Genomic DNA, 21,234 nt, shown 5'->3' with positions numbered 1-21,234 from the left:
GGGCTACCCGTGGCTTATCCGGTCAAACGGCGGCCCGGGTCGATACGATCTCGCGCCATGCGGCAGGCATACCGAACGGCGCTGGTCACCGGCGCGTCCAGCGGCATCGGCGAGAGTTTCGCGCGTCTTCTCGCCGGTCGCGGCACCGACCTGGTGATCGTGGCGCGCCGGGCGGAGCTGCTGGACGGGCTGGCCCGCGATCTGGTCGAGCGGTACCGGGTGGCCGTGGAGGTGCTGGCCGCCGACCTGACCGACCCCGCCCAGCGCGGCGAGGTCGAGGAACGCCTGCGCGCCGATCCGGTCGAGCTGCTGATCAACAACGCGGGCTACGGCGCGTTCGGGCCGTTCGCCGAGCTGCCGATGGACGACCAGACCGCCGAGGTCGAGCTGAACGTGGTGGCGTTGATGCGGCTCACGCACGCGGCGCTCCCCGGCATGATCGGGCGGCGCCGGGGCGGGGTGCTGAACGTGGCGTCGATGGCGGGGTTCGCGCCGTCCCCGGGGAGCGCGGTGTACGGCGCGACCAAGGCGTACGTCGCCTCGTTCTCCGAAAGCCTGCACGCCGAAGTGGCGTCCAAGGGCGTGCACGTGACGGCGCTCTGCCCGGGGTTCACGCGCACGACCGAAGAGGCCGACTCGAACCTGCTTTGGCTGCGCCGGGAAGACGTGGCGCGGGCAGGGCTTGACGCGGTTTCGGCGGGCCGGGCCATGTGCGTCCCAGGGCTTCAGTACAAGGCGGTGCTGCCCGCGTTGAAGCTCGTACCGAGACCACTGCTGAGAGTCGCTGCCAACCGCATGTGGCAACAGGCAGCTGACACCCAGTAACGAAGTTTGGCTTTTGCGCGCTGTCCAGCGCGTTTCTTGTCGCCGCGTGACAAGCGGCATGTCCGCATACCTACAACAATTCATATGGGTTGGTTGTGACGAGGGTGACTTGACGCCGGTCATCTCCGAAGGCGAACATCGAACCTACGGTTTAGTAAGTTGTGCGCCCCTGCTGGGCTCCACCGTGCCTCTGACACGGCGCGTCGCACGGCACATCCACCACGTCGTCCAGCGAAGGAAGCAGGCATGCCCGCATCACCCGAGGAGAAGTTCCAGACCGGCCTGATGCTCGAACTCGAGGGTCTGGTCGAGAAGGAGGTCGACCGTCACCTGTCCATGGCCAAGGAGTGGTTCCCGCACCAGTACGTGCCATGGGGCCAGGGCACGGACTTCGACGGGCCTCTCGGCGGTACGGGATGGACGCCCGAGGACTCCACGCTGAGCACCGAGGCCCGCGAGTCACTGATCGTCAATCTGCTCACCGAGGACAACCTCCCCGGTTACCACCGCGCGATCGCCGACGTGTTCGGCCGCGAGGGCGCGTGGGGCTACTGGGTCAACCGCTGGACCGCCGAGGAGAACCGGCACGGCATCGTCATCCGCGACTACCTCACGGTGACGCGCGCGGTCGACCCGATCGCGCTGGAGCGGGCCCGGATGAAGCACATGGAGGAGGGGTACGAGGCGACGCACGGCGACGCGTTCCTGCACGGCGTGGCCTACGTCTCGTTCCAGGAGCTGGCCACCCGTGTCGCGCACCGCAACACCGGCAAGGCCTCCGGCGACCCCATCTGCGAGCAGATGCTCACCCGGGTGGCGGCCGACGAGAACCTCCACATGATCTTCTACCGGAACCTGCTCGGCGGCGCGCTGGAGATCGCGCCGAACGAGACCATGAAGGCGATCACCGAGGTCGTCAAGGCGTTCCAGATGCCCGGGGCCGGCATCGAGGGCTTCCTGCGCAAGTCCGTGATCATCGCGAACGCGGGCATCTACGACCTGCGGCTCCACCACGACGACGTGCTGCGGCCGGTGCTGCGCAAGCTCGGCGTCTTCGAGCTGGAGGGGCTGACCGACGAGGGCGAGAAGGCCCGCGAGGAGCTCGGCGAGTTCCTGGACGATCTCGACGCCGCGGCGACCAAGTTCGAGACCCGCCGCGAGGAGCGCCGCGCCCGCCAGGCGGCCAAGAAGGCAGCCGGCACCTGATCGAACGGACGTGCCCCGTTGGCAAAGATCCGTAACGGGCTGGTCTCGTTCGGAACGAGTGCCCGGTTCTTGGCGTCATAGGGTGTATGGGGACACATCGGCGGCGGCTGGGCGGGTATCGGTTGCTGGATGAGATCGGCCGGGGGAGCACGGCCGTCGTTCATCTGGGCATCGACCAGGCGGGCCGCGAGGTGGCGATCAAGGAACTGACCGACGACTTCGCGGGCGAACCGGAGGCACGCCACCGGCTGGCCCGCGAGATCGCGGCGCAGGGCAGGGTCGACAGCCCGTACGTGGCGCGCCTGCTGGACGCGGGCATCGCTGACGACCGGCCGTACGTCGTGATGCAGTACGTGCCGGGATTGTCGCTCGGGGATCTCATCGAGGCGTACGACCCGCTGCACGGCGGACGGCTGGTGAGGTTCGCGCGGACCCTGGCGCTCGGCGTGGCGGCGGTGCACGACGCGGGGGTCCTGCACCGGGACGTCTCGCCGGGGAACGTCATCGTGATGGGCGACCGGCCCACGCTGATCGACTTCGGGATCGCGCAGGAGGCGGGGGCGAGCCAGATCACCCAGCCCGGGATGGTCATCGGCACGCCCGCCTACCTCGCGCCCGAGCTGATCGAGGGCCAGCGCGCCTCGACGGCCTCCGACGTCTTCTCGTGGGCGGCGACGGTGGCGTACGCGGCGACCGGGCGTCCCCCGTTCGGCCGCGGCACGCTGCACGGCGTCTGCTTCCGCATCCTGCGCGGCAAGGTCGACCTCGACGGCGCGCCCGAGCCGATCGCGTCGCTGCTGCGCCTCGCGCTGCGGCGTGACCCGGCTGAGCGCCCGACGGCCCGCTGGTTCGCGGGCAGCCTCGCCCAATGGAGCACGGGCACCTTCGAACGCCGCCCGGCGCGGGTCTTCGCCGGGGCGGCGGCGTGATGCCCGTCAGATCCACTCGGTGCCATGGGCGGCGGTAGGGTTTCGGAAACGATGAAGGGGGTTGTCACGTCCGGGGACAGGATCGGCCACTATCGCGTGCTCCAGACCTTGGGGGAAGGCGGCATGGGCGTCGTGTACCTCGGCGCCGATCCCGAGGGCCGCAACGTGGCCATCAAGGTGCTGCGACCGCAGGTCGCCGGTGACGCCACGGCCCGCCGGCGGCTGGCCCGCGAGGTCGACTCCATGCGGCGGGTGCACAGCCCGCACGTCGCGGAGATCCTCGACGCCGACGTCACGGCCGACCGGCCCTACATCGTGACCCAGTACGTGCCGGGGCAGACCCTCGAAGAGATCGTCGAGGAGAACGGCCCGATCTTCGGCCAGGCGCTCCAGCGCCTGGCGACGGGCCTGGCCGCGGCCCTGTCGGCCATCCACGGCGCCGGCATCGTGCACCGCGACCTCAAGCCCGGCAACGTCATGCTGGTCGACAGCGAGCCGGTCGTGATCGACTTCGGCATCGCGCAGGGCGCGGACGCCACCCGGCTGACCGCCACCGGCATGGTCATCGGCACCCCCGGCTACCTCGCGCCGGAGATCATCGAGGGTGAGGACGCCGGGCCCGCCTCCGACGTGCACGCCTGGGCGGGCACGCTGGCCTACGCCGCGACCGGCCGCCCCCCGTTCGGCTCCGGCACGTTCGAGTCGATCTTCTACAAGATCATGCAGGGCACGCCGGACCTGGACGGCATGCCCGAGGCGCTCTACCCGGTCGTCCGGTCGGCGATGGCCCGCCACCCGGCCGAACGCCCCACCGCGGTCAACCTGGTCCAGCTGACCCGGCGCATCCACCTCGAGGCGACGATCACCGACCAGACCCGGGTGGACGAGCACTACACGCGCCCGGACACCGCCTCGAAGCCGGTCGAGCAGCCGACCGACCACGCGCGGCAGTTCGCCATGCCCACGACCGGCCCCACCCCGGAACCCGCGCCGCCGCCGCCACCGGCCCCCGCGCCGATGCCCGCGCCGGTCTCGGCACAGCAGCCCAAGGATTTCGTAGGCCAGCTGCCTCCGGCGGCGCCTCCGCCCGTACCGCCGCCCGCCCCGGGCCCGTACGAGCAGCCGAACGCCTACACCGGCGGCTACGAGCAAAGCCCGCCGACCCGCCCACGCCGCGGCGGCCTGCAGCCACGCCAAGACCCACCGCCCGCCCCGTACAACGGCGGCACCCAACCACGTCCCGCTGAGCGGGCGCCCGAACGGCCGCCCGAACGACGGCCTGAACGGCCGCCCGAACGACCGCCCGCCGCAGAGCAACGCAAGCCGTACGGCTGGTACCGCCTGCTCAGCCTCATCGTCCTGGCGGCCCTGCTGGGCTTCGCCAACATCGCGCCGCTCCTGGCCGTCGCCGTCACAGCCGTCGGCGTCCTCGTCCTCCGCGCGGGCGACAAGGCCGCCAAGGGCATGGAGGGCAAGCGCACCCGGCGCGGCCCGCGTTCGGGCGACGCGCTCGCAGCAACACTCAAGTCGCCGCTGCACCTGCCAGGGGCCTTGATGGTCACCGCCCTCCTCGCGGGGCTGGCGGTCCTCGCGGGGCTGATCGTTCTCGGTGTCCTGATCTTCGCGAACGACACCATGAAGGCCTCACAGGCCATCGCCTACACGGCCATGGTCGTCATCGTCCTGCTCTGCCTCGCGCCTGGCAGCGGTGCGCCGCGGCGCCAGATGGCGCGCCTCTGGGGCGCCCTTCTGCCCCGCACGGAGGCCGCCGTCGTCGGTGCCCTCGTGCTCGGGCTCTTCGCTGCGATGCTGGTGATCCTGTCGCCGCAGCAGTCGCCCGACACCACGCCGCTCAACGGCATGAGCCAGAACCTCGAAGACCTCCGCGCCGATGTGCGGGACCTTCTCAGCGGTATGCCGTTCGTCTGACGCCGATAGGGTGGCGAGCCGATGAGTGAGCAAACCATCGGCCCCTACCGCCTCCTGTCACGCCTGGGCACCGACCTTCACCGCGCCACAGGCCCCACCGGCAACGACGTGGCGATCCGCCTGCTCCCGGACGAGTCCCGCGACCGGCTCCGGTCCGACCTGGACCGCATGCGCGCCGTCCGCAGCCCCTACGTGGTGGACGTCCTGGACGGCGACCCAGAAGCCGCCCGCCCCTACGTGGTCTCCCGCTTCGTCCCGGGCCGCCCCCTGGACAGGTTCATAGCCGAAGAAGGCCCCCTGACCGGCCAAGCCCTCAACCGCCTGGCTTTGGACCTGGCCAAAGCCCTGGCCGCCATCCACGAGTCAGGCCTGACCCACCGATCCCTCCGCCCCCAAGACGTCCTGGTGGTGGACGGCTCCCCAGTAATCATCGACTTCGCCCTGGCCGCCACCCCTACCAGCGACATCCAAGCTTGGGCCGCCCTGGTAACCCACGCCGCAGCCGGCACGATCCCACCCCCGCTCCGACCCCTCCTAGAAGCCGCCACCAACAAATCAACCCACCCAACCGCCCTAATAAAAGCCCTAACCAACGCACCCCCCACGCCGAACGGTGCGACAACGGCGGATAGTGCGTCCACGCCGAACCGCGCGGGCACACCTGCTGGTCCCCAGCCAGTCCGCGCCGCCACGCCCACGCCAGACGGCCCGGCCACGAGCGGCGGTGCAGCCACGCCGGGCAGTACGGCCACGCCCTGGGCTACAGCCCCGCCGGGTGGTGTGCCCATGCCAGGTGGTGCGTCGGGGGGCTTGACGGCGGGGGTTGTTCAGGCTTGGGCTCGGTTGTTGGCGGCTTTGGTGGTCGTTGCTGCGGCGGGGATTGCTGTGATGCTGCCGGTGGTGGGGGCTGTGGCGTCGATCGTTGCGGTCGTGCTCTTGCGGGGGGTTGCCGGGCGGGGGTGGGCCATGGCGGTGGGGAGAACTGCTGTCACGCTGCCTTATGCCGGGGCGTTCGCGCTGGCGGTGACGTTGGGCTTGGCGTCGGTTTCGACTGTGGGGGTTGAGATCAACCCGCTCGGGGCCTGTGCCTTGGGAGTGGGGGCCGGGGTGGCGGGTCTGTGGGCGGCGCCGGGGGTCTCTGGACCGCGGCGGGGGCTGGAGCGCCTGGTGGGCGGGATCGCCGGGACGCCGCGGGCCATCGCGGCTAGTGGTGTCTTGCTGGGCGTCGTGGCGTTCCTCGCGGTGGTGGGGGCGATCTCGATGACGCCGAGCTTTGCGCCCATGTACGGGTTGCAGAGTTCGCTGGAGAGCGCGGTCAGCCAGTTGCAGACCAGGTTGTCGTGATGTACATCACGCGTGCGGAATGTCTCAGGAGCTGGGATTTGCCAGCAGGTTACCGCCCGGTAATATAGGGGTGCACGGCTTAATCAGGGACCCGGAGCCGAAGCGCATTCGGGTGTTTGGCAGGCTGTGAGCATCAGCCGCGTCGACCCGCCCTGGGCGGCGCCCTTCTGTCCGCTGCCCCAGCGGCCAACTGATAGCAGGGAGGTCGGCCACCGGCCATGAACATCGTCGTCCTGGTGAAGCAGGTTCCCGATACGGAGAGCCCGCGCAAGCTGAAGTCCGATGACAGCACGCTCGACCGTGCCGCCGCGGACGGTGTGATCAACGAACTTGATGAGTACGCCATCGAAGAGGCGCTGCGTATCAAGGAGGCCCAGGGTGGCGAGGTGACCGTCCTCACCATGGGCCCCGACAAGGCGACCGACTCGATCCGCAAGGCGCTGGCCATGGGTGCCGACAAGGCCGTGCACCTGCTCGACGAGGCGCTGGCGGGCTCCGACGCTCTGCAGACCTCGTACGCCATCCAGCAGGCGCTGGGACGTACCGGTTTCGACCTGGTCGTGCTGGGCTCCGAGTCGACCGACGCGCGGACCGGCGTGCTCGCCGCGATGCTCGCCGAGCGGCTGGGCGTCCCGCAGCTGTCGCTGGCCAACAAGGTCGAGATCGACGGCTCCGCCATCAAGATCCAGCGGCAGACCGACTACGGCTTCGACCGGGTCGAGGCGAGCCTGCCCGCGGTCGTCAGCGTGGTGGAGAAGATCAACGAGCCGCGCTACCCCTCGTTCAAGGGGATCATGGCGGCCAAGAAGAAGCAGGTCGACACGCTCGGCATCGCCGACGCGGGGATCGACGCCGCGCAGGTCGGCTTGGCGAACGCCGCCACCGAGGTCGTCGACTTCGCCGAGGCCCCGCCCCGGGCCCAGGGCCAGATCGTCACCGACGAGGGCGACGGCGGCGCGAAGATCGCCGAGTTCCTCGCGTCGAAGAAGTTCGTCTGAGCGAGGAAGGGGATTAGGAACAAATGGCTGAGATTCTCGTCCTCGTCGACCACGTCGACGGCGAAGTCAAGAAGGTCGCGCTCGAGCTGCTCACGGCCGCGCGCCGGCTGGGCGAGCCCGCCGCGGTATGGATCGGCCCGGGTGCCGAGGGCGCCAAGGACAAGCTGGCCGAGTACGGCGCCGCCAAGATCTATGTGGCCGCCGACGAGGAGCTGACCTCGTACGTGGTGGCCCCGAAGGCCGCCCTGCTGGCCCAGCTGGTCGCCGACAAGTCCCCGGCCGCGGTGCTCGTCTCCGCGACGGCCGAGGGCAAGGAGGTGGCCGGGCGCCTCGCGGTGAAGACCGGTTCCGGTGTGCTGACCGACGTGGTGGACATCGCCGAGGGTGCCGTCGCCGAGCACTCGATCTTCGGTGGCGGCATCATCGCGCACGCCAAGGTCAAGACCGGTACGCCGATCGTGGCCGTCCGCCCCAACTCCATCGCGCCCGAGGCCGCCCCGGCCGCCGGTGCGGAGGAGGCGGTGTCGGTGACCCTGTCGGACGCCGACAAGGCCGCCAAGATCACCGAGAGGGTCGTCCAGGAGAAGGGCGAGCGCCCCGACCTCACCGAGGCGGCGATCGTCGTCTCCGGTGGCCGCGGTGTCGGCGGTGCGGAGAACTTCAAGATCATCGAGGGTCTGGCCGACTCGCTCGGCGCGGCGGTGGGTGCGTCCCGCGCCGCGACCGACGCCGGCTGGTACCCGCACTCCTTCCAGGTCGGCCAGACCGGCAAGACGGTGTCGCCGCAGCTCTACATCGCGGTCGGCATCTCCGGGGCCATCCAGCACCGGGCCGGCATGCAGACCTCGAAGACGATCATCGCGATCAACAAGGACTCCGAGGCTCCGATCTTCGAGCTCGTGGACTACGGCGTCGTGGGCGACCTCTTCCAGGTCGCCCCGCAGCTCACCGAGGAGATCAACAAGCGCAAGTAGGCGCCGCCGATCGACTCCGGACGCCCCGCCACCCGCACCCGCGGGCGGCGGGGCGTCTCGCTTCCGGGGCCCGGCGCGTCAGGAGCGGGTGGGGGCGGGGGCCGGCTTGTACGGGATGGCGGCCAGCACCTCGGGCTTGAGGAACGTGGTGAGCCGGTCGTACGGGATCTTGACCGAGTTCTGGCCGCAGGCCATCTCCCGGGAAGCGGTGGTGATGGGGGCGTCCACGATGACCTCGAGTTCCTTCGGCCACAGCGCGAAGATCACTGCTTCGTTCTTGAGGTCGGCTGCGGCGTAACGCATGGCCGGCAGGCAGGTCGGGCCCCGGCCGGCCCTCTGCACCAGGTCAGAGAAGCCGTCGATGCCGGTCTTGGTGAGGCCCGCCGGCGTGACCATCTCCGCCGCGTTCTTGAACGCGACGCCGGTCTTGAGATCCACGGTGACGGTGCGGGCCCGGTTCCAGCTGGCGTGCGTGATCTCCTTGGAACGGAGCTCGACGTCGTAGCGGACCGAGACGTAGCGGGGGCCGCCCAGCCGGACGGCCGCCTTGACGGACGCGGTCGACGCGGTGGACTTGAACGTGGTCATGGCCCTGCGGTACTCGGCCTCCCGGGTGTTCACCGGCGCCAGCAGCGCGTCGTTGATCCGTTTGACGAGCGCCGCGTTCGAGCCGCCCTTGACCTGGACGATCTGGCCGGTGCCCTGGAGGGGCGGGTTGCCGAGGGACGTCTGGTGGGCCGCGAGCGCGAAGCTCAGCGACGGCGTGGGAGCCGGGCGTGGCTTGTCGTCCCCGGTGGCCGCGTAGTACCCCGCTCCACCTGCCACACCGGTGACGACGAGCGCTCCGGCGATGGCGGTCGCGCCTTTGGCCCCGACGACGCCCAGGACGCCCTTGCCGCCCGCGGCTCCGGCGGCACCGACCGTGCCGCTGCCGGCCGTGCCGGCTCCGGCGGTCCCGGCGGCTCCGCTTGCCCCGGCAGCCCCGGCAGCCCCGGCCGCGCCCGATCCGGCGGGGGCCATCCCGAGGGCGGCGAGCGGGAAGATCATGGCGAGCGCGGCGGCGGCTCCGGCGAGGGCGCGCACGCCGCGTCCCTCCCAGTCCGGCCCGTACCTGGCGGACGCGGCGCTCTCCAGCTCGGACACGAACGCGGCGGCTCCCGCGGGCCGTCCCCACGGGTCCTTGGCCAGGCCGCGGGCGACCAGCGGGCGCAGCGGCTCCGGCACCGCCTCCACCGGGATCTCCCCGGTCAGGTGCAGGTTCATGAGCGCCCGCTGGTGCTCAGCGGTGAACGGCCGCCGGCCGGTCACGCACTCGAAGAAGACGCACGTCGCCGCGTAGACGTCCGTGGCGGGGGAGGCGGGCTCGGCACGCCACTGTTCGGGCGCCATGTAGACCGGGGTGCCCGAACGGCCGGCCTCGCCTGCATCCACCGCGATGCCGAAGTCGATGAGCTTGCTCAGCCCGTCCCCGCGTACGATCACGTTCGCCGGCTTGTAGTCGCGGTGCACGACGCCCACCTCGTGCGCGGCCGCCAAGCCCAGCAGCGATCCCTTGAGGACGGTCAGGGACGCCTCGGGGGCCAGGGCTCCCTGCCGTGCGAGGACCTCCTTGAGCGACGCGCCGTCCACGGCCTCCATGACGATGGCCGCGCCTTCGGGTGCCTCCACCAGGCCCCACATCTGGGCGATGTACGGGTTCCGTACGCGGCGCAGCAGGTCGGCCTCACCCCGGAACCGCTCCCGGAACCGCGCGTCCTCGCACAGCCGTTCTGACAGGTATTTGATCGCGGCGGGCGCGCCGGACGCGTCGTGCCGTGCGAGCACGACGCGCCCCTGCGCGCCCTCCCCGAGGACCCGAACCTCGCTGTACCCCGGAACCTGCCACGCGCCCATCCGACACCCCTCGCCGCCAAAGCCCCAAGGGGTTTATACCGGAGGGACCGGTATTCGGGTCAGGCCGCGACGGGTTCGCGGTCGCTGCCGACACGGGCGGCGGCGGTCTCGCCCACGGCGTCGAGCGCGTCGGCGGCGTGCCCGGTGGTGCCACCGGCGACCGCGACGTCGCCCGGTCCGAGCGGGACGAAGCGCGCCCCGAATGCGATCAACAGGGCGAGCACGACCACGATGCCGACGCCGAGCCGGAGCGAGGTGGCGTCCGCGAGGAAGCCGACCACGACCGGGCCGAGCAGCAGGCCGCCGTACCCCATCGCCCCGACCTGGGCGACCGCGGCGGCGGACTGCCCGGGCGCGGCGGTGCCGGCCAGCGAGATCGTGGTCGGGACGACCGTGCAGACCACCAGCCCGGTGAGGAAGAACCCGGCGAGGGCGAACGGCGCGGACGGGGCCAGCACGACGACGGTCATGCCGAGCGCGGTGCCGATTCCGGAGGCGATCAGCAGCCGCCGGGTGCCGAGCTGGGTGCGCAGCCGGTCGCCGGTCAGCCTGCCGATCAGCATGGCGAACTCGAAGATCGGGTAGCCGAGCGCCGCCACCGCCTGGGTGGCGCCGAGCTCGTCGTGCAGCAGCAGGCCGCTCCAGTCGGCGATCGAGCCCTCGGCCATGAACGCGATGAACGCGAGCACACCGATCAGGTAGACCGCGCCGGGCATCCGGGTGCGACGGCGGCCGTCGGCGGCGACGGCCGCGGGCGGGTCGGCCAGGTAGGTGTGGCCCAGCGCGAGCGCGACCGGCAGCGCGACGATCGCGGCGACAAGGACGGTCGCCGTGAAGCCGAGCCCGGCGGCGGCGGTCGCGACGCCGAAGAGCCCGCCGCTCATGGCGCCGACACACCAGCCGGCGTGCATGCCGCTCATGATCGGACGGCGGTGGGCCTGCTCGACGACGGTGCCCTGCGCGTTCATCGCGATGTCGGTGATGCCGAACGTCATGCCGAACAGCGCGACGGCCATCAGCAGCGCCCAGTAGGTGGGCGCGAGCGCGACGAAGACGTACGAGGCGGCGGTCAGCGGGAGGGCGACCCGCAGCACGGAACGACTGCCCGCCCGCGCGATGACAGCGCGCAGTCCCTGCATCGCCACGATGGCGCCGAGCCCCCAGATGAGGACCACTATGCCGATCTCGCTCTCGCTGGTGCCGAACTTGGCTGCCAGAGCGGGCATCCGGGCCACCCACACACCGGTGAGCAGCCCCGCCAGCGCGAACGTCAGGAACGTTCCAAGGCGAGCGCGGAACAGCATGGTTCACCTCTTTCATTTCTCGGTGGGGCGCGTGCGCGCACAGCGCGGCCCCGAACGCAGTGAAGGAAGCCGTGCGCAGGGGCCGCGAGGACGGCCGTGCACGGCAGGGTCGATCAGAGAGGGTCGATCAGGATGGGGCGTCATGAACGGGGCGGGCGGGCGACCCACACGGGGGACGACCCGCCCGGTCCCGGGTCAGCGTTCGAGCAGGGCCAGCAGCCGCTCTCTCAACGCTGCGAGCTCGGCCTCGCCGTACACCTCGGGACTGTGGCTCATCACTTCCCAGAGGCCCTCGGCCGCCAGCCGGACGATCATGCCGGCGACGGGGTCGCGATCCTCTGCGGGATCGCGGCCGTGCCAGCGCGCCATCGCCTCATTGAGCGGCTCGGCCAGCTCCGGGTCGGTGGCGGCGGCCGTGATGGCCGACCATCGTCGGTAGGTCCGGGCGCCGCCCGTGAACACCGTGAACGTCGCCTCGACGTAGGCCCGGCTGTACGAACCCGGCGAGCCGTCGTCCAGCTCGGCGATCAGGTCGTCGAACTCCTCGATGACCCGTGTCACCAGTGCCTTGACCAGGGCTTCCTTGCTGGAGAAGTGATAGAGCAGCCCACCCTTGCTCACGCCCGCGCGGTCCGCGACCGCGGTGAGCGTGAGGGCCTGCGTGCCGTGCTCGCTGAGCACGGCCTCGGCGGCGTCGAGGAGGGCGTCTTTCTTCATGGCCCCTCTACTGTACCGACCGGACGGTACAGTTACAACCGACCGTAATGTGACGCCCGGCACCGGGGCGCAAGCAACAGGCCCCGGCGCGGATAGTGTTGGGCGTGTGGTGACCTACCTCGACCATGCGGCGACGACACCCATGCGTCCCGAGGCCATCGCCGCGATGACGGTGGAGCTGGGTGAGCTGGGCAACCCGTCCTCACTGCACGCGGTGGGCCGCCGGGCCCGCCGGGTGGTGGAGGAGTCCCGCGAGATCATCGGCGAGGCCTTCGACGCCCGGCCGAGCGAGGTGATCTTCACCTCCGGCGGCACCGAGGCCGACAATCTCGCGGTCAAGGGCATCTTCTGGGCCCGCCGCGCCGCCGATCCCTCCCGCACCCGCGTGCTGGCCGCAGCCATCGAGCACCACGCGGTGCTGGACGCCGTCCAGTGGCTGGCCGACCACGAGGGTGCCAAGATCGACTGGCTGTCCTGCGACGAGCTCGGCCGGGTCCAACCGGAGACGCTGCGCGAGGCGATCCGCACGAATCCCGACGATGTGGCGCTCGTCACGGTCATGTGGGCCAACAACGAGGTCGGCACCATCCAGCCCGTCTCCGAGCTGGCGGCGATCGCCCGCGAGCACGACATCCCCTTCCACACCGACGCTGTGCAGGCCGCCGCCCAGCTGCCGGTCGGCTTCGCGGGCAGTGGCGTACATGCCCTCACCCTCAGCGGCCACAAGCTCGGCGGCCCGCTCGGCGTCGGTGCTCTGCTGCTGGCCAAGGGCGTGGACCCGGTCCCCGTCCTGCACGGCGGCGGCCAGGAACGCGACGTACGCTCCGGAACGCTCGACACCCCCGCCATCGCCGGGCTCGCGGCCGCGGTTCAGGTCACGGCCGCCCAGCTGGACGGGCAGGCCCAGCGCATGGCCGCCCTGCGCGACCGCCTGATCCGCGAGGTCCGCACGGCGGTGCCCGACGCCATCCTGAACGGCGATCCCGATGAACGGCTGCCCGGCAACGCGCACTTCTCGTTCCCCGGCTGCGAGGGCGACGCGCTCCTCATGCTGCTGGACGCACGCGGCATCGGGTGCTCCACCGGCTCGGCCTGCTCGGCCGGGGTCGCCCAGCCGAGCCACGTGCTGCTCGCCATGGGCGCAGACCCAGCCCGTGCCCGCGGGTCACTCCGCTTCACGCTCGGCCACACCTCGACCGACGCCGACGTCACCGCCCTGGCCGAGGCGATCGGCCCCGCCGTCGAACGAGCCCGCCGCGCCGGCCTCACCTGAACGCCCCGTAAAGGCCCGTGCAGTACCGATGGGGCTCATAAGGGTGGAGCCGCGGGCCCGGTGGACGGAGGGGCCTGCGCGGCTGGTCTGACGCAGGAAATGGCGGCTCTGGTCGAGCAGCCCGCGGGACTTGAGCTCGGAGCGCAGCGGGATCTCCTCGTCCCACACGCCGCCCTGTTCCCGCGAGATCCCGAAGTAGGTGGCCGTCCCCGTCGCCCAGGAGCTGGCGGCGCAGCGGGCTCAGCCCTGCCGCTTGCCGCCCTGGTGCCACGGCCAGCCGGGCGCGGGCGGGTCCAGGACGGGCGGGAATGTGGCTGTGGTGGACTTGAAGCTCTCTCCCCCTGAAGGGGGAGATTCCTGCCTACCTTGCGGTGGCAGGTTTGACGCCACGTGGTGCGCGTCTGACGACTGCTCTTCCAGCAACCGGGACGAGCCGTGGTCCGTCCGATACAGCCACAGCACGTTGCATGCTGCGTTGCGGTCTGCGTTGCCCGACCACCCGCACCGGGTGTTCTTGCACACGAACCTGGCCTGATCCTCCCGGGACTTCGGGGTGGTGGTGTGGCACACATGGCAGGCCTGGGACGTGCCCCGTGCGGGGACCTTGTGCAAGGCGCCGCCGTACCGGGCCGTTTTGTAGGCCAGCATCGTGACCGTGCGGCCCCATGCCTCCTGGCTGATGGACCGGTTCAGGCCGGCCTTCTGCGCCACGTTGGTCCCAGGGTTGTCGATCGTGCCGCGTGCGGATGTGACCATGCTGCAGATGTCGAGCTTCTCCACCACGATCGTGCCGTATTGGCGGGCGAGGGTCGTGGTGGTCTTGTGCTGCCAGTCGATGGCGCGGCGCTTGGCTGTCGCGCGGAGCCGGGCGATCTGGTCGTACGTCCGCTGCAACCGGCGCGACGTGCGCTCGCCGGATCCGCGGAAACTCTTGCGGTGCGCGGCCCGATGCTCCAGGGCCAGCAGCCGCGCTTTCTCTTTCGGGTTGAGCCACTTGTCCCGATCGGCTGTCCCGTCCGCAAGACGCGGCGGACGGCCGTGGTCTTGATGGTTGCCGTCCGACAGGGCCAGAGGGATGTTCACCCCGGCGTCGATCCCGACCTGCGGCCCCGTGTGCGGGGCCGGCGCCGGTGCCATGGTCTCGACCCGGAACGCGATATGCCACCCCAGCGTGTCCTTGACCACCCGTGCCCCGGTGATCCGGTTGTGCTTGGTGTGCTTGCCGACCGGCAGGTCCCGGGTCCACCGGAACCGGACCCGCCCGAGTTTGGGGATGTTCACCATGCCCCAACGACGATGCACCCGCACCACATGCAGGTCCCGGCCCTGTGGGATGTCCACGCTCATGACCGTGCGGAACCGGCGCTTGAACACTGGGGCCTCGGCCCGGCCCTCCCAGCAGCTCACCCATGCCCGGTGATAGGTCTTCAACACCGCCTGCGCGGCCTGGGCGGGCAGCACACCCAGCCAATCGATCTCTTTGCGGGCCTCCCGGATCGTTGCGTCGGCCGCCGCCAACGACCGGCGGCACTTGGGGGTCATTAGCCACCAGTTATGCAGCAGATTCCACAACGCCCGCGCCGCATGCCCCTGACCGTCCAGGATCTCGATCTGAGCGGGCGTCAACGCCAGCCGGGCACGATGCCCGAACTGCCGCTCGACCAGGGAGGATTCGCCGCTCATGACCGGGACCATGCCACAGAGTTACCACATGATTGCCATTGGTTCATGGCATCGCGATGGCCACGAACCCCGATGTCCGCACGGGCCTGGCCGGCGGACGACGACGGCGTGCTGATCTCGGTCGCCGACACGGGGCACGGCATCGAAGCCGAGGACTTGCGCAACGTGTTCGACCGGTTCTGGCGGGCGGACGCCGCGCGTGGCCGCAGGACCGGCGGGCGCGGCCTCGGCCTCTCGATCGCCAAGGGCATCGTCGCGGCCCATGGCGGCACTCTCAGTGCCGAGAGCACCACGGGCGCGGGTTCGACGTTCACCGTCCAGCTGCCGCCGATGCCGCCGCCAGAGAGCCGCTGAGGCCGCCGCCGAAGAGCCGCTGAGGCCGGGCCGGGTTCGGTGGTGCCCCTTCGCGCGTGGTCAGGGCTGGAACGGGCCCAGGCTTCGCCAGCCGGGATCGGGGGTGGAGGCGACCTTGGCCTTGCCCTCGGCCCAGCTCGCGGCGAGCTGGTCGAGCTCGGCGATCACGCCCGAGTCCGGGTCGGCGTATAGGTGGAACACCCGCAGGCCGTCGCCGGTCTCCCGGACGGCCAGCACCGCGCGGTCGCCGAGGCCGGCCAGCTTCTTCTCGAACTTGCGCAGCGCCCCCGCCGAGGGGTCGACCGGCAGCCGGTCCGGGTTGCTGTTGGCGTACGGCACCGAGATCGCCACATGCTGGTCGCACAGCGGGTAGTCCTGGCGGTGCAGCGGGAACTTGGCCCGCAGCTGGGAGGGGTGCCCGCGCGGAGTGCGGCCCTCGCCGGTGAGCCAGGCCGGCTCGCGGAAGTCCTCGGTGACCTGCTCGACGACGACGGGCAACATCGCGGGCGGCAGCGCGTCCATCGGCGCCTCGGTGGCGATGCGGACCTCGCCGATCCAGCGGGCCACGTCGTCCTCGCCGAGCGACCAGTCCAGGACGTGCAGCGCGACCTGGACCTGCTGCTCCTCGGCGACGAACAGGAAGTCGGGGTGGTAGGCGACGATGTCGACCCGGCCGCGGAGCTGGTCGGCGCGCATCCCGAACCGCACATACTCGAGATCGAACTCGTGGTCGCCGAGCAGGAGCTGCTGGTTGAGCATCTCGTGATCGGCCTGGCGCGCCGGGTGGAACCGCCAGCTGGTGCCCACGGGCGCGGCGCGGTACCAGCGTTCGGACAGCCCGCGCAGCTCCGGATCACCACCGCTCGTCACCGTGAGGGACGGGCCGTCCTCCTCGGACCCCCCGATCTCCCACTGCAACTCCGGATGGATCTTGCTCACCCGGCGGGAGAGCTCCTCGACCAGCTCGGTCGACAGCCCGTCACCGAGGGCGTCCTCGATCGAGGGACGGGCCTGCGCCCACCACTCCCAGAAGTCGATGATCGCGGGAAGCGGTGTCGCGGCTGACGTGTCGCGGGGACGGCGAAAGATTCCCATGGCGGGCATCATCGTACGCGGAATTCATGTCCTCCCGCCCACGCCGCTTACCCTGGAGAAGTTATGACTCTCCGCGTACTTGCCGCCATGTCGGGCGGCGTTGACTCAGCAGTGGCCGCCGCCCGGGCCGCCGAGGCCGGCCACGACGTCACCGGCGTGCACATGGCCCTGTCCAGCAACCCCCAGTCGTACCGCACCGGCGCCCGCGGGTGCTGCACCCTGGAGGACTCCCGGGATGCCCGCCGCGCCGCCGATGTGATCGGCATCCCGTTCTATGTCTGGGATCTGGCCGAACGGTTCCACCACGACGTGGTCGAGGACTTCGTGTCCGAGTACGCGGCGGGCCGGACGCCCAATCCCTGCCTGCGCTGCAACGAGAAGATCAAGTTCGAGGCGCTGCTGGACAAGGCGCTGGCGCTCGGCTTCGACGCGGTCTGCACCGGGCATTACGCGCGCTTGGCGGACGGTGTTCTGCGGCGCGGGGTGGACGACGGCAAGGACCAGTCGTACGTGCTGGCCGTCTGTACGACTGAGCAGCTCGCCCACGCGATGTTCCCGCTCGGCGACACCACGAAGGCCGACATCCGGGCCGAGGCGGAACGGCGCGGGCTGCAGGTCGCCGACAAGCCCGACAGCCACGACATCTGCTTCATTGCCGATGGCGACACCAAGGGTTTCCTGGCTGAACGCCTCGGTGCCGCCCCCGGCCCGATCGTGGACGTCGACGGCAACCAGGTGGGCGAGCACGAGGGCTCCTACGGTTACACCGTCGGCCAGCGCAAGGGTCTGCGGCTGGGCACCCCGGCCGCCGACGGCAAGCCGCGGTACGTCCTGGACATCTCGCCGGTCACCAACACCGTCACGGTCGGCCCGCGCGAGGCCCTCGATGTGACCGACATCACTACTGAGCGTCCGGTGTGGCTTGCGGAGGTCCCGGCGGGCCCGTTCGGCTGCCAGGTCCAGTTGCGTGCGCACGGCGAGGTCTACGACTGCGTGGCGGAGCCGGACGGCGACCGGCTGATCATCCGCCTTGCCCGGCCCGCCCGTGGCGTGGCGGCCGGTCAGGCAGCGGTCCTGTACGAGGACGACCGCGTCCTAGGCTCGGCCACCATCGCAGAAACCGTCCGCGTCCCGGCCTAGCCCATGGGGTCCGCGGCCCCGGCCAGCCCATAGGGTTGTCACGTGGACTTTCCCTGGGAGGCGGGCACCGCTACCGGTGTCGGGTCGTACCCCGGCACCGATTCTGCCGAGGCATTGCGGGTCGTGCTGGGTGAGCTGCCCGGGCTGCCGCACCTGCCGGAGCTTCCCGAACGCGGGCCCGGCGCCGACATGATCGGCCGTACGGCGGGACTGCTGGTCGATCTCGCCGTGCACGTGGAGCCGTCCGGCTGGCGGTTCTCCGACCGGCCGGGGCTTGACACCCGCCGTTCCCACGACCATCTCGTCCGGGACCTGGACGTGGTGGAGGAGCTGGCGGGCGGTCACGACGGGCCGTTCAAGATCCAGGTGTGCGGGCCGTGGACGCTCGCCGCCGGGATCGAGCTCAGGAGCGGCGACCGGGCGCTCAAGGACCCGGGTGCGGTGCGCGATCTGACCGAGTCTCTCGCCGAGGGCGTGGCCGGGCATGTCGCGGACGTGCGGCGACGGCTGCCGCACGCCGAGATCCTGCTGCAGATCGACGAGCCGGGGCTTCCGGCGGCGCTGGCCGGGACCGTGCCGAGCGCGAGCGGGTTCTCGCGGCTGCGGGCGATCGAGGTGCCGATCGCCGAGGTGGGGCTCCGGCAGGTCATCGAGGCCTCGGGGGCGTTCCCGATCGTGCATTGCTGCGCGCCGAACGTGCCGTACGGGCTGCTGCGCGGCGCCGGAGCCAAGGCGATCTCGACTGACCTCGTCCTGATACCGAAGCGGGACGACGACGCGGTGGGGGAGACGATCGACGCAGGGGTCGGCCTGCTGCTCGGTGTGCTGCCGGGCACGGACGTCGCGCTGCCGCGTCTCCAGGCGACTGCCACTCCCGTACGGGAGCTGTGGCGGCGGTTTGGCTTCCCGATCGCGCAGCTGGGCGAGCAGGTGGTCATCACGCCGTCCTGCGGCCTGGCGGGTGCGTCGCCCTCGTACGTGCGGGCCGCCCTCAAGCGTTGCCAGGAGACCGCCCGCACGTTGCACGAGGCGCCCGACGCCTGACTCGGCTGACGGGTCTTTCTCGCTGGTCAGAATGTGCGTGCCGTGCCGGTTGGAATGTCAGTCCCGCACGACAGAATGAGGTCATGAGCATCGAGGGTGTTCCGACCGAGGCGGCGCAGCGGCACGCGCGGCTGAGCCAGGAGATCGACGAGGCCAACTACCGCTACTACGTGCTCGACAACCCCACGTGGACCGACGCCGAGTACGACCGGCGGTTGCGCGAGCTGCAGGAGCTCGAGGCCGCCCACCCGGAGCTGGTCACGCCCGACTCCCCGACGCAGCGGGTCGGCGCGCCCATCGTCACCGACTTCGCGACCGTCGCGCATCTGGAGCGCATGCAGAGCCTCGACAACGCGATGTCCGCCGACGAGCTCCTCGCGTGGGACGAGCGGGTGGTCAAGGAGGTCGGCGAGGTCGCCGGTTACCTGTGCGAGCTCAAGATCGACGGTCTGGCCATCGCGCTCGTCTACGAGCATGGGCGGCTGGTGCGCGGCATCACCCGCGGCGACGGGCGCACGGGTGAGGACGTCACCAACAACGTGCGCACCATCGACGACATCCCGACGCAGCTGGTGGGCTCGGGCTGGCCGGAGACGCTGGAGGTGCGCGGCGAGGTCTACCTGCCTGAGGAGGGCTTCGAGCAGGTCAACGCCGTCCAGGCGGAGGCGGGCAAGGAGCCGTTCGCCAACCCGCGCAACGCGGCGGCGGGATCGCTGCGGCAAAAGGACCCGCGGGTCACGGCCCAGCGCCCGCTGCGCATGCTCGTGCACGGCTTCGGCGCGTGGACGGGGGGCGGTGACCGGCCCGAGAGCCAGTCCGAGGCGTACGAGCTGATGCGCGGCTGGGGGCTGCCCGTCAGCGACTTTTACAAGGTCGTCGGCGGTCTCGACGCGGTTCGCGAATACATCGGCTACTACGGCGAGCACCGGCACGAGCCCGGTTACGAGATCGACGGCGTGGTCGTCAAGGTCGACCAGTTCGCGCTGCAGCGGAGGCTGGGTTCGACCTCGCGGGCGCCGCGCTGGGCGATCGCCTGGAAATACCCGCCGGAAGAGGTCAACACCAAGCTCCTCGACATCAAGGTAGGAGTGGGCCGCACCGGCAGGGTCACTCCCTACGGCGTGATGGAGCCGGTCACGGTCGCGCGTTCCACGGTCGCCTACGCCACTCTCCACAACGCGAGCGAGGTCAAGCGCAAGGGCGTGCTGATCGGCGACACCGTCGTGCTCCGCAAGGCCGGTGACGTGATCCCCGAGATCGTCGCGCCGGTGACCGGGCTGCGTGACGGGAGCGAGCGCGAGTTCCAGATGCCCACGCGGTGCCCCGCGTGCGACACCGAGCTCGCGTACGAGAAGGAGGGCGACGCCGACATCCGCTGCCCCAACGCGCAGTTCTGCCCGGCACAACTCCGTGAACGGCTCTACTTCCTTGCCGGCCGAAAGGCCCTCGACATCGAGGCACTGGGCTACGTCGCCGCGACGGCGCTGACCCAGCCCCTGGAGCCCAGCGACCCGCCGGTCAAGAACGAGGGCGACCTCTTCCATTTGACCGTCGAGCAACTGCTGCCGATCCGGACGGTGGTCCGCGAGATGCGCACCGGCCTGCCCAAGATCGACCCGAAGACCGGTGAGCAGAAGGTCATCACGTTCTTCGCCAACAAGGACGGCGAGCCGAAGAAGACCGTCGACAAGCTCTTCGAAGAGCTGGAAAAGGCCAAACAGCAGCCGCTGTCGCGGGTGCTGGTGTCGCTGTCGATCCGGCACGTCGGCCCCACCGCCGCCCAGGACCTGGCCCGCGAGATGCGCTCCATGGACCGGATCGCGAACGCGACGGAGGAGGAGCTCGCCGCCGTCGACGGGATCGGCCCGGCCGTCGCCGCCTCGATCAAGGCGTGGTTCGAGGTCGACTGGCACCGCGAGATCGTCGACAAGTGGCGCAGGGCCGGCGTCCGGATGGAGGACGAGGGCGCCGACGCGGGCCCGAGGCCGCTGGAGGGCGTCTCGGTGGTGGTCACCGGGTCGCTGGAGAGCTTCAGCCGCGACTCCGCGACCGAGGCGATCCAGGATCTCGGCGGCAAGGTCACCGGCTCGGTCTCCAAGAAGACGGGCTTCGTGGTCGTCGGCGACAGTCCCGGGTCCAAATACGACAAAGCGATCAAGCTGGGCGTTCCGGTCCTGGATGAGGACGGATTCCGCGTTCTGCTGGCGGACGGGCCAGATGCGGCCAAAGCCGTAACCCTGAGCGGGGAGGAATGACGGCGCGTGTTCGTTGCACAGATGACCAGCTGAAAGTTACTCAAGGGTACTGTCCCACTACCCACTGGTGGCGTTAGGGTGCGGATTGGGCATAACGGAACGTACGCAATCGGTTTCGCGAAGTTGAGCAAACGTCGTACTCTCCCTCTGGTCACACACTCCGATCCTCCGGCGGTGTGAACAGGCGGGAAAGCGGCGGCAACACCCCGGTGACATCAGCCGGGGATGCCCGGGCCACGCGGCCCGGGGCCCGACCCGGACTCCGGGCCAC

General features: G+C 70.8%; 17 protein-coding genes. 12 read left to right on the top strand and 5 right to left on the bottom strand.

The features are described 5' to 3' along the window. The first annotated feature begins 57 nt into the window (after positions 1 to 57). The 7 genes from ACH34W_RS39905 to ACH34W_RS39875 all read left to right on the top strand — a co-directional run bounded on the left by ACH34W_RS39905 (position 58) and on the right by ACH34W_RS39875 (position 8,205). Positions 58 to 825, top strand: a complete 768-nt coding sequence (locus tag ACH34W_RS39905) for an SDR family NAD(P)-dependent oxidoreductase (RefSeq protein WP_395966388.1) — start codon at positions 58 to 60, stop codon at positions 823 to 825. Between the two features lie 246 nt (positions 826 to 1,071). Then, the gene (locus ACH34W_RS39900) at positions 1,072 to 2,031 is read left to right on the top strand and encodes an acyl-ACP desaturase (RefSeq protein ID WP_395966387.1); all 960 of its coding nucleotides are present in this window, start codon (positions 1,072 to 1,074) and stop codon (positions 2,029 to 2,031) included. Positions 2,032 to 2,117: 86 nt separating this feature from the next. Further along, complete coding sequence (locus ACH34W_RS39895) at positions 2,118 to 2,960, top strand: serine/threonine-protein kinase (protein WP_395966386.1); 843 nt, start codon at positions 2,118 to 2,120, stop codon at positions 2,958 to 2,960. A gap of 51 nt (positions 2,961 to 3,011) precedes the next feature. After that, positions 3,012 to 4,889 (top strand): serine/threonine-protein kinase, encoded by a 1,878-nt coding sequence (locus tag ACH34W_RS39890; RefSeq protein WP_395966385.1) that lies wholly within the window; start codon positions 3,012 to 3,014, stop codon positions 4,887 to 4,889. 21 nt (positions 4,890 to 4,910) lie between these two features. Further along, entirely contained in the window at positions 4,911 to 6,233 is a 1,323-nt protein-coding gene (locus ACH34W_RS39885) for a protein kinase (RefSeq protein WP_395966384.1), read from the top strand. 218 nt (positions 6,234 to 6,451) lie between these two features. Continuing rightward, a complete protein-coding gene (locus ACH34W_RS39880; protein WP_395966383.1) occupies positions 6,452 to 7,231 on the top strand; it encodes an electron transfer flavoprotein subunit beta/FixA family protein in 780 nt (259 codons plus the stop codon). A 23-nt stretch (positions 7,232 to 7,254) separates the two neighbouring features. Next, on the top strand, positions 7,255 to 8,205 hold the full coding sequence (locus ACH34W_RS39875; protein WP_395966382.1) for an electron transfer flavoprotein subunit alpha/FixB family protein: 951 nt from the start codon (positions 7,255 to 7,257) through the stop codon (positions 8,203 to 8,205). Positions 8,206 to 8,283: 78 nt separating this feature from the next. On the opposite strand, the gene ACH34W_RS39870 is transcribed toward ACH34W_RS39875, so the two are convergent. The 3 genes from ACH34W_RS39870 to ACH34W_RS39860 form a co-directional block, all read right to left on the bottom strand. After that, positions 8,284 to 10,098, bottom strand: a complete 1,815-nt coding sequence (locus tag ACH34W_RS39870; RefSeq protein ID WP_395966381.1) for a serine/threonine-protein kinase — start codon at positions 10,096 to 10,098, stop codon at positions 8,284 to 8,286. A 59-nt stretch (positions 10,099 to 10,157) separates the two neighbouring features. Continuing rightward, on the bottom strand, positions 10,158 to 11,402 hold the full coding sequence (locus ACH34W_RS39865; RefSeq protein ID WP_395966380.1) for an MFS transporter: 1,245 nt from the start codon (positions 11,400 to 11,402) through the stop codon (positions 10,158 to 10,160). Between the two features lie 195 nt (positions 11,403 to 11,597). Continuing rightward, positions 11,598 to 12,119, bottom strand: a complete 522-nt coding sequence (locus tag ACH34W_RS39860; protein ID WP_395966379.1) for a TetR/AcrR family transcriptional regulator — start codon at positions 12,117 to 12,119, stop codon at positions 11,598 to 11,600. Positions 12,120 to 12,228: 109 nt separating this feature from the next. Between ACH34W_RS39860 and ACH34W_RS39855 the strand changes: the two genes are divergently transcribed. Next, positions 12,229 to 13,392: a cysteine desulfurase family protein gene (locus tag ACH34W_RS39855; protein WP_395966515.1), complete on the top strand. Its 1,164-nt coding sequence runs from the start codon at positions 12,229 to 12,231 to the stop codon at positions 13,390 to 13,392. A gap of 240 nt (positions 13,393 to 13,632) precedes the next feature. On the opposite strand, the gene ACH34W_RS39850 is transcribed toward ACH34W_RS39855, so the two are convergent. Next, positions 13,633 to 15,075 carry an RNA-guided endonuclease InsQ/TnpB family protein gene (locus ACH34W_RS39850; protein ID WP_395966378.1) on the bottom strand — a complete coding sequence of 481 codons (1,443 nt, stop codon included), beginning with the start codon at positions 15,073 to 15,075 and terminating at the stop codon, positions 13,633 to 13,635. Between the two features lie 72 nt (positions 15,076 to 15,147). Here ACH34W_RS39850 and ACH34W_RS39845 point away from each other — a divergent pair, with 72 nt between their 5' ends. Next, complete coding sequence (locus ACH34W_RS39845; protein WP_395966377.1) at positions 15,148 to 15,429, top strand: ATP-binding protein; 282 nt, start codon at positions 15,148 to 15,150, stop codon at positions 15,427 to 15,429. Between the two features lie 60 nt (positions 15,430 to 15,489). Here ACH34W_RS39845 and ACH34W_RS39840 read toward each other — a convergent pair whose 3' ends face one another. Beyond that, the gene (locus ACH34W_RS39840) at positions 15,490 to 16,524 is read right to left on the bottom strand and encodes a DUF695 domain-containing protein (RefSeq protein WP_395966376.1); all 1,035 of its coding nucleotides are present in this window, start codon (positions 16,522 to 16,524) and stop codon (positions 15,490 to 15,492) included. A gap of 63 nt (positions 16,525 to 16,587) precedes the next feature. Between ACH34W_RS39840 and mnmA the strand changes: the two genes are divergently transcribed. The 3 genes from mnmA (at position 16,588) to ligA (ending at position 20,963) form a co-directional block, all read left to right on the top strand. Continuing rightward, on the top strand, positions 16,588 to 17,664 hold the full coding sequence (mnmA, locus tag ACH34W_RS39835; RefSeq protein WP_395966375.1) for a tRNA 2-thiouridine(34) synthase MnmA: 1,077 nt from the start codon (positions 16,588 to 16,590) through the stop codon (positions 17,662 to 17,664). A 42-nt stretch (positions 17,665 to 17,706) separates the two neighbouring features. Then, the gene (locus ACH34W_RS39830; protein ID WP_395966374.1) at positions 17,707 to 18,708 is read left to right on the top strand and encodes a methionine synthase; all 1,002 of its coding nucleotides are present in this window, start codon (positions 17,707 to 17,709) and stop codon (positions 18,706 to 18,708) included. A gap of 83 nt (positions 18,709 to 18,791) precedes the next feature. Then, on the top strand, positions 18,792 to 20,963 hold the full coding sequence (gene ligA / locus ACH34W_RS39825; protein WP_395966373.1) for an NAD-dependent DNA ligase LigA: 2,172 nt from the start codon (positions 18,792 to 18,794) through the stop codon (positions 20,961 to 20,963). Positions 20,964 to 21,234: the final 271 nt, after the last annotated feature.

The sequence above is a fragment of the Actinomadura sp. 6N118 genome (assembly GCF_044326415.1).
Lineage (GTDB): Bacteria > Actinomycetota > Actinomycetes > Streptosporangiales > Streptosporangiaceae > Spirillospora.
Note: the sequence above shows the minus strand (reverse complement) of the source record. Positions and strands in the feature narration are given on the sequence as shown.